Origin of the sequence: Rhodococcus mengyinensis, from assembly GCF_048381435.1 — a bacterium.
In the GTDB taxonomy this organism is placed as follows: Bacteria; Actinomycetota; Actinomycetes; order Mycobacteriales; family Mycobacteriaceae; genus Rhodococcus_F; species Rhodococcus_F opacus_D.
The window spans coordinates 1-12,434 of record NZ_JBLWIT010000117.1 but is presented as its reverse complement, the minus strand read 5'-3'; the positions used below and the strand labels follow the sequence as shown (position 1 = coordinate 12,434).

Here is a 12,434-nt window from a genome sequence, read left to right as displayed (position 1 = left end):
TCACAGCTCTCAACGCCTATCTCTATAGTATCGCGGGTGATACCATCCGGGTATGTCGAAGCAGGCGAAGCTGATCGCGAGGATGAGGGCGAGTCCGCAGAGCGTGACGTATACCGAGCTGTTCAACTTCTGCTGCGACATCTTCGGGGAACCGCGGCAGCGCGGCACCTCGCACGCGGTGTTCAAGATGCCGTGGGCGGGCGACCCGCGAGTGAACATCCAAAAAGGCAGCGGCGGCAAGGCGGACCAGTCAGGTCGGCCAAGTCGTCATCGCATACGACAAGCTCACGAAGGAGGCTGACAATGGCTGACGCATCGCACTACACCTATCGGGTGACCTGGTCGGAAGACGACGGCGAGTTCGTCGGGGCCGTCGCCGAATTCCCGTCGTTGTCCTGGCTGGCGGAAACGCAGGCCGAGGCACTCGACGGTGTCATCGGCGTCGTCCGTGAAGTGCTCGAGGACATGACGTTGACCGGCGAGCAACCACCGGTCCCGATCGCGGACCGTCCCTACAGCGGCAAGTTCATGGTGCGTACTTCCCCGCAGGTGCACCGGACCTTGGCGATCGAAGCCGAGGAACAGGGTGTCTCGCTCAACATGCTGGTCAACCAGAAGATCACGGCTCCGGCTGCGCCTCGGTCGGCGGCCGCCGGCGCCGCCTGAGGGAAGGCCGCAGGCAAAGTTGTAGAACTTTAACAACTTTGTGCTGCAAGTACTTTCGCGAAATCCGTCATAGGCTTCATGTGCTTTGTGTCCAACGAATGGGCGCACGGGAAGGTCACGCTTCGCGTGGCAGCGCATGAGAGGGGCCAGACGGTTGAGCGAACGCAGCGAGCACATCATCCAGGGAGGAAACGACGATGGCGGAGTTCGATCCGACGATTCGCGCGGAAGTGGAGCGGATCTGGCGGGAGCATCTGGGCGTGGACCCGGGCGCGACGGAGGCACAGTTGACGGCGCAGTTCGACGAGGAGGCAGCGCGGCTCTCGGAGCTGGTGGTGCAGCGAGTCGGGGGCGGCCAGGGGTATCTGGTGCGGAATTGGAAGGCCGAGCATCCGGGGCAGGATCCGGACGTGATGACGACCCATCAGCTGATCGCGCAGGCCGAGCACGACAGCAGGGAGGCAGTGCTGACCGAGGAGCTGTACTCGCAGGTGCCGGAGATCAGCGAGGAGCAGATCGCCCGGGAGCTGAAGATCGAGCAGCGGATCGAGGCGGAGATCGCGGCGAAGCGCCAGGCCCGCGACCCGGATCGGTGGCGGACGTCGATGGTGGAGATCCCGCCGTTGGCGTGGCAGGTGGTCGACCGGGTGTGGCCGAGCGAACCGGACGCGTTCCAGGGGTACGCGGCGGCGCTGATCGCGCAACGGATGGAGGACAACGAGACAACACCGCTGACGGCAACGGACCCGCTGGCCGACGAGCTGGCGCAGATGATCGACGAGCAGATCAAGGCGTCGAAGGCCGTGGGGAACCGAGTGGTGTAGTCCCGGCGGAGCTCATCGCCTACGCCCGCGCCCAGCGGGACGCCGACGCGCTGCGGCAGAAGGTCCGGACCCTGCGCGAGGCCACCAAACAGGTCCAGGCTCAGGTCGCCGAGGCGGCGTTGCTGGGCACCGATCCGGAGCTGATCGAGGACCTGACCACGACCGCGGACCGGATGGCGGCCCGGGTCGAGCGGGTGTCGGCCGATGCTCACGAGGCCCGCGACGCGGCCGAGCGTGCCCGGCAGGTGTGCACTGATGCCGGCTACGACGTCGACGGGGTGGATGTCGCCGCGGTCAGCCGAGTACGGCCGCCGCGCCGGACCTGGCGGGATCGGCCCGCGACCGACCGCCAGCAGTCGTATCTGCGCACCTTGCGGCGTAGGCGTGGGTTGCCGGTGCGACTGCCCGACGACCTGACGATCGGCCGGGCCGACGACCTGACGATCGGCCGGGCCGACGAGCAGATCAAGATGCTGCGCGCCCGGTCCGGGAAGGTCGCCGACGCCTCTGATCCGGAGATCGCCCGCATCCTGGCCGAAGCGGAATCGCAACGGGCGCGGGACGAGCGCGCCGAGCACACCGGACCGCCGCTGTCGCCGGGGCAGGCACGTGAGCGCTCCGCGCTGATCCGCGACCACCTCGCGGCACAGAAGGCGGACCGGGAGCACCGACCACCGCAAACGCCCACCCCGGCACCGGACACGGAGAACCTCGCGGGTCGGCGGCCGCTGCGGGAGCTGGTTGCCGAGTTCACCGCCCAGCGCGAACCCACCGCCCCCGCCGAGGACGTCACCGCGTTGCTCGACGAGATCACCGGGCAGGTGATGGCGGACGAGGACCTCAACCTGGCCGCCGGAGCGCAGTCGAACACCTTTGAGCAGTTCACGTCCTGGGCCATGCGCCGCGCCCATGACGAGGTGCAGGCCGGTCTGGTCGAGCAGGTGGTGAGCGAGGACCCGCAGGTCGCGGCCGTCGCCCGCGCCGCTCTCGACGACCCGGCGCACTGGCAGGCTGCCGCCGCACAGCTGCCCGCCCGCCTCTGGGCGCAGCACAATCGCGACCGCACCGCCGCCGACGCCGCGGTCACCGCACTCGAAGCCGACCCGGCCGTCGCCGAAGCCGCAATCGGCCCGGCCGAGCAGTTCACCGCCGCACTGCCGGTGCAGCAGGCGATCGACACCGTCACCGCCGCCGCCGGCCCCGAAACCGAAACCGAGCGGCAGCAACTGGTCGAGGACACCCTGACCCGGGTGCACGCCAACAGCCACCGCACCGATCCGGTGGACTGGCGGCAGATCGGCCGCGCCGCCTGGACCGAACACGGCCTGAGCGGCGGAGCCCCCATTCCGGCGGCGGACCCGCGAGTCCGCGCCGCGCTCGACGGCGTCCCGGTCGGTGACCCACGCACCGAGCAGATCTTCACCGACTGGAACCGCGGCTGGAACGGCGCCCGAACCGAGTGGGCGCGCGAACGTGAGGACGAGGTCCTCACCGACCTCCAGGCCGAGATGGTCACCCACCCCCGCCTGCAGGTGCTGCGGCGACGACCCGAGGACTTCCTCAGCGTCGGCCGACACCGGCTGCTCAACCACACCGTCAGCGACTGGCTGCTGTCCGTCGACTCCGCCGACCCGCAGTACCAGGCGGCGGCGCACTGGCTGCACGACAACATCGCCGCCACCCTCGACACGGTCCACGAGGCGGTCAAGACCTCCCCCGAGCTGGCCGCACCCGCACCGGAGGCCGCTCCGGCCGTCGAGGCTGACGTGGCGGCCGCCGAGGTCACGGCCACCGCGGCGGACGCGCCTGAGGCTGTCGTGGAGGCCGGCGACGAGATCCCGGACCGGGAGAAGATCCACGCCTGGCTCGATGCCCAGCGCGTGCACACCGCCCTGATGCTCGACGGCGCCGATGACGCCGTCGTGGCCGAGGCCGAGCAGGCGGCCGCCGGCGCCCGGGTTCTGATCCCGGACGCCAGCCTGCGCGCGTGGCAGGCGGCCGGGAGCATCGACGACCGCGCCGCCGACGTCGAGAAGTGGCGGGACTGGGCCCAGGGCGAGCTACGTCAGGACCCGCTGGTGGTGGCCTTGGCGGCGAGCACCCTGGTGAGCAAACGGACCAGCGTCGTCCTCGAGGCCGCCGCCGCAGACCTCGCCGACCGCCTCACCGGCCGCCCGGACCTCGCAGCGGTGATCGACGACCACGGCGGTCACCAGTGGCTCACCGCCGAGGTCCGGGGCCCGCTCCTGGGCGCACTCGGGGACACTTACCGCGACAAGGCCACCGACTGGCTCGCCCGCGACATCAACACCTTCGTGGCGACGGGCCGTCCCCGCACCCAGGTGCACCGGTTCACCCTGCACACCGGCACCCCCGTGTGGGAGGTCACCACCGACGGCGGTAACAGCCGAGAGTTGTGGGGCGGGCATCACCTGCCCGCGGTGCGCCGCACCACGACCTCAGGCCGCGACACCAGCGCGGGCCCGGTCCGGGAAGGCCTTACTGCCGAACAGGCCCGCGGCCGGTTCGCCGAGATCACCGGGCGGGCACTGAGCCAGGACGAGGTGTTTGCCGCGGCCGCAACATCGCTGCACCCGAGCCTGAACCGGACCGGGTTCTTGACCTCGCAGGGCTGCCGGGAGCTGCGCGGCCGCGTCCTCACCGAGTTCGAGCGCGACCACCGCGACCTGGCGGCAGCCTGCCGCGCCCACGGACTCGACACCTCGGAGCTGTTGCGCCTGGACATCGCCCATCAGGCGTTCGACACCCTGCACACCAGCGCCCGTGAGCCCGACGACCTGTTCACCGCGGCGACCGGACCGGCAGATCTCGAGGCGCTGCGGGACTCGGAATACCTTGTCGGCGAACCCGGCCAGGACCGGGCGCAGGTCAATTACCGGTGGCGCACCAAGGACTGGCAGGTCAGCCGCGGCGACGCCGAACCGGTCATCACGGCAACCCTCGCCGAGGCGATCACCGCCGCCCGCACCGGACGGCGCACCGAGTCGGCTGCGGCGACCGAGGTCACCGCGAGCATCACCGGTGAGCACGACACCCGAGACCACGCCGTGCGGGACACCGAGAACGAACCCGCAGCCGACGCGTCGCCGGTCGCCGCCCTGCCGGTCCCGGACCGGTCGGAGGCGACGGCCGCGAACTTCGTCCTCGGCGCCGAGGTATTGGCCCCGTCCGGGGCAAAGGCCCGCGCCCGGGCGAACATCGACGCGATCCGCCTGGTGCACCAGCTCGGCGACGAAAACCGGGCAGCGACCCCGCCCGAACAGCGGATCCTTGCCGCCTGGTCCGGGTGGGGTGCGGTCCCGGACATCTTCGACAAGCGCAAGCCGGAGTGGGACGAGCTCCGCACCGACCTCTCCGCCGTGCTGACCCCGCCGGAGATCGACGCCGCCCGCGCCTCCACCCTCAACGCCCACTACACCGATCCGGCGATCGCGGCCGAGATGTGGTCTGCGCTGGGCAGAGCCGGGTTCACCGGCGGCCGGGTCCTCGAACCGGGCTGTGGGGCCGGCAACTTCATCGGTCACGCCCCGAAGGGCACCCGGATGGTCGGGGTGGAGCTGGACCCGATGACCGCCCGGATCGCACACCACCTGTATCCGGGGCACCAGATCCGGGGCCACGGATTCGAGAAGTTCTCCCCCGACGAGGGCGCCTTCACCGCGGTGATCGGCAACGTCCCGTTCGGCAACTTCGCGGTCGGCGACCCGCTGCACAACCCGTCCGGGCTGACCATTCACAACCACTTCCTCCGCAAGTCCCTGGCACTGACCGAAACCGGTGGTTACGTCGCGGTCATCACCAGCGCTTTCACCTCCGACGCCCAGCGGACCAAGGCCCGCGAGGAAATCGCCGAACTCGGTGACCTGGTCGGCGCACTGCGGTTGCCGACCAAGGCATTCGACCGGCAGGCCGGTACCGATGTGGTCACCGACCTGCTGATCTTCCGCCGCCGCGAGGCCGGCCGCGCACCGGCAACGGCGACCGAGCAGTGGATCACCACCTCGAAGGCTGAACTGCCAGGCGGTGAGATCCAGGTCAACGACTACTTCCTGGCCCACCCGGAGAACGTGCTCGGCGAACTCGGGGTCGGGTCGGGCATGTACTCGGCGGCCACCTTGAAGGTGACCGCCGACCCGTCCCGCCCGTTGGCCACCCAGGTCCGTGACCGGCTGAGCTCCATCGTCGACACCGCGAAGAGGGCGGGGCTCGGGCAGGACGCCGAACAGCCGGCCGCCGACCCGATGCTCGATCAGGCCGGGCTGGTCACTGCGGAAGAAGCCGCGATCACCGAGGTTCCGGGATCGGTGCGGTTCAACGACGAGACCCTGATGTTCGAGCAGCTCTCCCTCGGCGGCCGGTGGATGCCGGTGCCGTCGAAGATCGACAAGGCCCGCACCGCCCAGTGGAAGTCCACGCTCGCCATGGCCGGCACGGTCACCGACCTCGTCGACGCCCAGCGCACCGGCGGCGACGAGGACACCAAGAACCGGCTGCGGGCGCAGCTGAACCGCCAGTACGACGGGTATGCGCGCAAGTACGGAGCGCTCAACCGGTTCACCTGGGTCACTCCGGGCCCGGCGACGCAGAAGGTCATCGACAAACGCTTCGCCGACCTGGAGAAGAAGTGGCGGACCAACAACGGCGACGAGACCGGCCCGGTCACCGGGGCACTGCCCGAGGACGTCGCCGCCCGGCTGCTAGCGGAGGCATCCGAGCCGAACCCGCCGTGGAAGAAGATGCGGCACCTCGAGGGCGCCATCCGCTACGACCCGGCGATCCAGCTGGTCCGCAGCATCGAAATCTTCGACGAGGACACCCAGCAGGCGCGGAAGTCGAAGATCTTCACCGAGGACGTCATCACCCCGCCGCAGCGAGCGGAAACCGCCCAGGACGTCGCCGAAGCGCTGGCAGTCAGCTTGGACGAGACCGGGCAGGTCGACCTGGACCGGATCTCCGGGCTGGTGGGCATCGACATCGACGCCGCCCGTGACCAACTCGCCGGGCTGGTCTTCCCCAACCCGGAAGACCCGACCGAGCTGATCCCGGCCCCGAGGTTCCTGTCCGGAAACGTGCGGGAGAAGTTGGCGGCCACCGAAGCCGCCGCCAGACAGGACCCGCAGCTCTACACCGGCGCGGTCGACGCACTGCGGCAGGTGATCCCGGCGGATCTGGATCCGACCAACATCACCGTCCGCCCCGGCGCGAACTGGGTGCCGACCCCGATGTACGCGCAGTTCATCCGGGAAGCGTTCTCGGTGCACCCGGACACCCGCATCGCGGTCGAGTACTCCCCCATCACCGCCTCCTGGGACTTCACGATCGCCGGCGACCAGTACACCGACCCGTACGGGCTGCCGTACGAAACCGCCGGGGACCGGCGCGGCGTCGACGGGTTGTCGTTGCTGGAGAAGATCGCCAACAACCAGCCCATCCGGGTGCTGAAGACCGAGGCCGAACTCGAGCACTCCCCCAAGCCGCGGTTCCACGAAGAGCTCACCGAGGAACTGCAACAGCGGGCCGAGATGCTCGAAACGGCGTTCGGGGACTGGCTGTTCAACGACCCGGCCCGCACCGCCGAGTTGACCCGAGTGTTCAACGACCGGTTCAACTCCTTCGTCGACCCCGCCTACAACGGGCAGGGCCGCACCTTCCCCGGCCTGCGGATCGCACCGCATCCGCACCAGGCCGCCGTCGCGGTGCGGCAGATCAACGAACCGTCGGTGCTCCTCGACCACACCGTCGGCACCGGCAAGACCTGGTCGATCACGATGTGCGCGATGGAGATGCGCCGCCTCGGGCAGATCAAACAGCCCTGGGTGGTGGTCCCGAACCACCTCATCGACCAGTGGGGCCGCGAGGTCGCCGACGCCTATCCCGGTGCCCGGGTGCTGGTCGGCGACGACTTCAAATCTCGCGCCGACCGGCAACTGTTCATGGCGCAATCGGCCTCCCAGGACTGGGATCTGGTGATCGTCCCCGAGCCGGCCTTCACCAAGATGCAGTGCTCGGTCGACACCCAGGCCGCCTACATCGCCGACGAGATCACCAAGCTCGAGGAAGCCCGCGAGGCCGCTACCGGACAGAACACGATCAAGGAGATCGAGAAGGCCAAGAAGCGGTGGCAGGACAAGCTCGAGAAGAAGATCAACGCCGACTCCAAGGACGTCGGGTTCTCGTTCGAGCAAACCGGCTGTGACTACCTGTTTCTCGACATTACCGACCGCAGATATATCCGTACACGCCGTTCGTCCTGCGTGACTTCACCGACATCCCGTGGTTGTTTACCGACCACGGATCGGGATGTCCGTCATGTTCGGGTCGAGATTTGGAGGGCGTGTGGTGTTGCGAATGGTGGTCGGGGACCTCCGGGTTCAGCGGATCGACCGCGCCGGCGGGCGGCGATCGTGGACGATCGTCTGGCCGGACGGGCGCGAGCATCGGGAGGCGGACCGGTTCCTGCGCTGTTTCGACGGGTCGGGCACGCAGCGGACGTATGCCTACTTGTTGGTGGATCATCTGCGCTGGCTGGAACGCGAGTGCCTGACGTTGGACAAGGTGGTGCTGCGGGATCTGGAGCGGTACATGGGCATCGTCGGCGCCGAGGTGGCGATGCCGTTGGGCGAGCCGTGGCGGGTCGGCAAACGCCCGTACGGGCATGCCGCACTGACGACCGCGGCGGCGTGCGTGAAGGGGTTCTACCTGCATCAGGCCGCGCTGGGGATGAATCCGGAGTTGGGCGCGGGCCTGGACAAACGCCGACTGCCGACCCGGGCGGACCGGCGGCGCTCGTTTCTGGGGCATGTTGCGACATCGCTGCCGGCGAATCCGCTGGCGCCGACCGGGCCGCGGCGGCGACATCCGAAGATGCTGCCGGACGGGGCGCGGGACGCTCTTCTGCCGGTGATGAATTCGGCGCGGGACGCCATGGTGGTGACCTGGCTTGGAGATGCCGGCTTGCGGATCGGTGAGTTGTGCGGGCTGCATCTGGTCGACCTGCATCTGCGCGAGGATGCGGACTGCGGGCAGTGCCGGGCACCGCACCTGCACGTGTGTCACCGGCCGGACAATCCGAACCGGGCCGAGGCCAAGACGAAGCATCCGTGGCGCGTCGACGACGGCGTGATCACCGGCGGCCTGGTCAAGCGGGTCAGCCCGGCGATGATCCACACCTACTTCGACTACATCACCGGCGAATACCCTTGTGGTGGAACAGATCACGGAATGCTGCTGGTGCAATTGCACGGCGCCGCGGCGGGGCGGCCGTGGGCGCCGGTGGCCGCTCGCCGGATGCTGGCGCGGGCCGGAGACCGCGCGGGACTGGGAAAGGTGCGACCACACCAATTCCGGCACTCCTTCACCAGTGCCGTGCTCGACGCCTCGAAGGGCAACCTGTTGATCGCCCGCGACGCGGGCGGCTGGGCATCGGCGGCGATGGTCGGCGAGGTCTACGGGCATATCGACGTGCACGACCCGGCATTCGACGCAGCGCTGCGGCAGGTCTGGGGAGGGCAGCGGTGAACGCCCCGATCGGACTGTTGCCGGCCGCCCTCACACAGCCAGACGACCGGGAGGGCCGTGACCGACTGGAGATCCTGACCGCGCTGATCAACGGCCCGTCGTTCGACCCGATCTTCCGTCCCGACGTGATCGAGGTTCCGCCGGGTCATCCGGTTTATCGGTGGGAATGTCTTGTCGCCGACTGTGAGCGGCCCGCCAGCGCTGGCCTGGATCTGTGTGGTCAGCATCGTGAGCAGTGGGCGCGTGAGCGGGCACATGGTGTCGGGAAGGCCGCGTTCCTGAGCGCGGCGACGGGATTGGCACGTCACGTCCGGGTCGCCGACGCCGCGTGTCGGCTCTGTCCGGACCGCCCGGTCGCCCAGACCGATCAACAATTGTGCCGAGCGCACTCGATGCGCTGGCTCCGCGACCGCAAGGCGGAAGGCGCAGGCTGCGACTTCGAGACGTGGCTGACCGGGCAGCAGGCGCTGCCCGGATACGGGCCATGCCAGGTGGTGGTGTGTGGCAACCGGGCGGACTCACCGTTGGGACTGTGTTCTCGCCACGGCGCCCGCTACACCCGAGACGGCAAGCCCGGCGGCGCGGCACTGCCGCGCAGCTGGTGGCACCGCTACGAGAACAACGGCCGGCGGGTCCCGGTCGGCTACGACGACGAGCAGGAATTCCGACGGTGGTGCGCCGCCGCGGCAGCGCCGCCGTTCCGCGGGCAGATCAACCTGCTCGGGTTGCGGCCGTTGGTGCGCGCGGAGCTCAAGTGGGGCCTTTTCATCCACGCCCGGCGCGCCCGGCCCCAACGCTGGGATCTCGGATGGATCCGCTCGCTGGTAACCACCTGCCGCGCCCTGGAACTGGACACCCTGACCGACTTCGACCGCAGCGCGGGTGAGGCCCCGGTACCGGCCGCGGCGATCATCAAGGAAGTGCAACGCGAGCTGCGGCTGGTCTACTTCACCCCGGCCGACACCAAGGACGCCGGGTTCCTCGAAACCGATCACTTTGGGGTCCGGTTCCCGCATCGGGGCAGCCACTTCGATCTGACCGACATCGGCCAACGCTGGCTGCGCGACCTCACCTGGGACCACCTGGCCGGCCTGCTGGCCTCTGCGCGCTGCCCCCGCACCGGCGGCGTGTTCGACGCAACCCGCAGGGCAGCAGTGGAACTGGGAGCGTTTCTCGAGATCGACGCCCCGGACGGCGGCCACGACCCACGAGTGCTCGGCACCGAGCACATGCGCCGGTTCGTCGCCGACCAACGCCGCCGCGAACGCGACGGCCTGGCGTCGCTGGCAGTGAAACGCCCCGACGGGTCGGCCAGCACCGTGACCACCACGACACGGTCACTGGTGTTCAACGCCGTCCGCAAGATACTGCGGGAAGCCCTCGACGACGGCAGCGCCGACCGGATCGGGCTGCGCCGCGAATTCATCGTCGCCGTCCCCACCGCCGGAGCGACCACCGGGCGAACCCCACGCCGCCCGTTCCCCGACGAGGTCGCCCGGGCCCTGGCCGACCCCGACAACCTGCGTCGCCTCGCCGACATCCATGATCCGCTCGACCGCGGACTACGCGACATCTGGGAGACCACCGTCATCACCGGCCGCCGCATCGGCGAGGTGGTCGGCGTCCGATGGGACTGCCTGGGCCGCTACGGCGGACTGCCGATGTTCTGGCACGACCAGACCAAGGTCGGCAACTACGACGCCGCCATCCGCATCCCCCAACGACTCCACGACCTGCTCGCCGAGCGGAAACGCAAGACCATGGACCGGTTCATCGCCGAACACGGCCGCCGGCCCACCGACACCGAAAGCGCACGCATGGCATTGTTCCCGGCCACCCGCCTCAACCCCGACGGCAGCATGTCGATCAGCAGGCAATGGTTCCACCGCCGGTTCAAAGAATGGGTCGACTCCCTCGACATCGGCCCTGCCGTTCCCCACCAGGCGAGACACTCCCTGGCGACCAATCTGCTGCGCGCCGGCGCGTCCCTCACCCACATCCGCACCTACCTGGGTCAGGTCAGCGACCGAATGGCCGAACACTATGTGCACCTGTCGAATTCAGACCTCGAGGAGGTGCTGGCGCACGTCTGGGTCGCCGGTCCCGGCGCGGTCAGCCCCGGCGAATTCCTCGCCGGAGACGCTACACCCATGACCCGTGAGCAGGCGCAGGCGTTGGCGGTCGACCTGTCGCGGCGCAGCACCCCCGCCGAGGGCGGGTTCTGCACCTTCCAGCCCGTCGTCGACGGCGGCAGCTGCCCCTGGAACCTGGACTGCCACAACTGCGACAAGTTCGTCCTGTCCGGCGCGGACCTGCTGTATTGGCGGCGCAAACGCGAGCAATGGCGGCAACTCGCCGAGGGTGCACCCGACGACGCCACCGCCGACTACCTGCACCAACATTTCGAACCCACCGCCCGCGCCATCGACGGACTCGAGAAAGCCCTGGCAGGGCTCGGCCTCCTCGACCAGGCACTCGCGGTCGACCTGCGCAAACCCCAGGACTACTTCCACCGCGTCTGGACGGTCGCCTTCCGCGCCGCCGACCTCACCGATGCCGCGCACGCCGAGAACGACCACAGCGAAGGAGAAACCGACGCATGAGCACCCCGGCTCAGCCACGCACCGCCGCGGCGCTGGCCTCCCGCCGACGCGCCACCCAAGCCGCCGTGGACCGCGTCCACGACGCCATCGCCCGGCTCCGCCGCGAACGAACCCCCGTCAGCACGGCCGCCGTCGCCCGCCACGCACGAGTTTCTCGAACGTTTCTCTACACCAACGCCGAGGCCAGAACCGCGATCGACGCAGCGAAAGCCGCAGCAGGCGAACAACATCACCAACCTCGCGACGAACCCGACGATCGGCAGGAGGCGACCTGGCGCGAGCGGGCCCTCAACGCCGAGCACGGACTCAAGTCCGCCAACACCGAAATCCTGACTCAACGCACCCGCATCGGCGAACTCCTCGGCCGCATCCGTGACCTGGAAGCCGAATGGACCGAGGAATCCATCCAGCGCGTCACCACCGAGAACACCACGCTCAAACAACGCGTCCACCAACTCGCCGGCGACAACCGCGGCCTCGACGAGCGATTGACAGCCGCGCGTTCCAACCTGCGGTTCCAAGACAGGCGAATCGCCGACCTCGAAGCACAACTGGCCGATGCACGGACTCGCCCATGATCACCACTCCGGCACGCTCTGATCCGCCCACCTGCCAGACCGTCGAACTCCCCGCAATCCCGAACCATCTTCGCGGGACGAATTCGGGATTCGACCAACCCGGCCCCCTACGCGCAAAACTCGATCCGACACGCCGCGCCGCCAAACCCAAGCCATCATCGCGAACATGTAAACTACGCATACTCGCAGGTCAAAGGCGTATCCGGGCGTCCGCGGTCGGTAAA

7 protein-coding genes are annotated in these 12,434 nt (G+C 69.1%); all 7 read left to right on the top strand.

Translation table 11 applies throughout. The features are described 5' to 3' along the window. Window positions 1-52 precede the first annotated feature (52 nt). The 7 genes from ACNJ7E_RS26275 to ACNJ7E_RS26245 all read left to right on the top strand — a co-directional run bounded on the left by ACNJ7E_RS26275 (window position 53) and on the right by ACNJ7E_RS26245 (window position 12,210). Window positions 53-301 carry a toxin HicA gene (locus tag ACNJ7E_RS26275; protein WP_418341296.1) on the top strand — a complete coding sequence of 83 codons (249 nt, stop codon included), beginning with the start codon at window positions 53-55 and terminating at the stop codon, window positions 299-301. Between the two features lie 2 nt (window positions 302-303). Beyond that, window positions 304-666, top strand: a complete 363-nt coding sequence (locus tag ACNJ7E_RS26270) for a type II toxin-antitoxin system HicB family antitoxin (RefSeq protein ID WP_012691867.1) — start codon at window positions 304-306, stop codon at window positions 664-666. A 197-nt stretch (window positions 667-863) separates the two neighbouring features. Continuing rightward, on the top strand, window positions 864-1,490 hold the full coding sequence (locus tag ACNJ7E_RS26265) for a hypothetical protein (protein ID WP_418341295.1): 627 nt from the start codon (window positions 864-866) through the stop codon (window positions 1,488-1,490). Between the two features lie 119 nt (window positions 1,491-1,609). Continuing rightward, window positions 1,610-8,479 carry a DUF3072 domain-containing protein gene (locus ACNJ7E_RS26260; protein ID WP_418341294.1) on the top strand — a complete coding sequence of 2,290 codons (6,870 nt, stop codon included), beginning with the start codon at window positions 1,610-1,612 and terminating at the stop codon, window positions 8,477-8,479. After that, window positions 8,442-9,029, top strand: a complete 588-nt coding sequence (locus ACNJ7E_RS26255) for a tyrosine-type recombinase/integrase (protein WP_418340444.1) — start codon at window positions 8,442-8,444, stop codon at window positions 9,027-9,029. Before ACNJ7E_RS26260 ends, ACNJ7E_RS26255 begins: the two co-directional genes overlap by 38 nt. Further along, window positions 9,026-11,632, top strand: coding sequence for a site-specific integrase (locus ACNJ7E_RS26250; RefSeq protein ID WP_241962424.1), 2,607 nt, complete (start codon window positions 9,026-9,028; stop codon window positions 11,630-11,632). The genes ACNJ7E_RS26255 and ACNJ7E_RS26250 overlap by 4 nt, the downstream gene beginning before the upstream one ends. Further along, window positions 11,629-12,210 (top strand): DUF6262 family protein, encoded by a 582-nt coding sequence (locus ACNJ7E_RS26245; RefSeq protein WP_418340445.1) that lies wholly within the window; start codon window positions 11,629-11,631, stop codon window positions 12,208-12,210. The genes ACNJ7E_RS26250 and ACNJ7E_RS26245 overlap by 4 nt, the downstream gene beginning before the upstream one ends. Window positions 12,211-12,434: the final 224 nt, after the last annotated feature.